Below are 549 nucleotides of genomic sequence, written 5' to 3' on the forward strand. Positions count from 1 at the left end.
CGTGGCGCTGGGCGATGCGGCGCTGCCCTGGCGCGACTGGCTGGGCTGAGCCGCGCAGCGAGCACGCGCCGCGCGGCGCGCGCTCTGCCACACTAGGCGGCAGGCGGCAGCGGTGCCGTCGCACCGGAACCCGCCCGTGACTTCAGCCCGCTACGACCTTCCTGCCCTGCTCGACATCATGGCGCGCCTGCGCGATCCCGCGCAGGGCTGCCCCTGGGACCTGGAGCAGGACTTCGCCAGCATCGCCGCGTACACGATCGAAGAGGCCTACGAAGTGGCCGACGCGATCGACCGCCAGGACCTGGCCGGGCTGAAGGACGAACTCGGCGATCTGCTGCTGCAGGTGGTGTTCCATGCGCAGATGGCGCGCGAGCAGGGCGCGTTCGGCTTCGACGACGTGGTCGCGGCGATCTGCGACAAGATGGTGCGCCGCCACCCGCACGTGTTCGGCGACAGTCAGGTGGCCGATGCCGAACAGCAGACGCTGAAGTGGGAAGAGATCAAACGCGCCGAGCGCGCCGCCGCCGGCGAGCGCGACGGCTCGGCACT

1 protein-coding gene is annotated in these 549 nt (G+C 71.4%); it reads left to right on the top strand.

Annotation, left to right across the window (positions count from 1 at the left end; genetic code table 11):
• Window positions 1–178 precede the first annotated feature (178 nt).
• A partial coding sequence (locus D183_RS0119365) for a MazG family protein (protein WP_017910458.1) occupies window positions 179–549 on the top strand: 371 nt, incomplete at its 3' end.

Origin of the sequence: Xanthomonas sp. SHU 199 (assembly GCF_000364665.1) — a bacterium.
Classification (GTDB): domain Bacteria; phylum Pseudomonadota; class Gammaproteobacteria; order Xanthomonadales; family Xanthomonadaceae; genus Xanthomonas_A; species Xanthomonas_A sontii.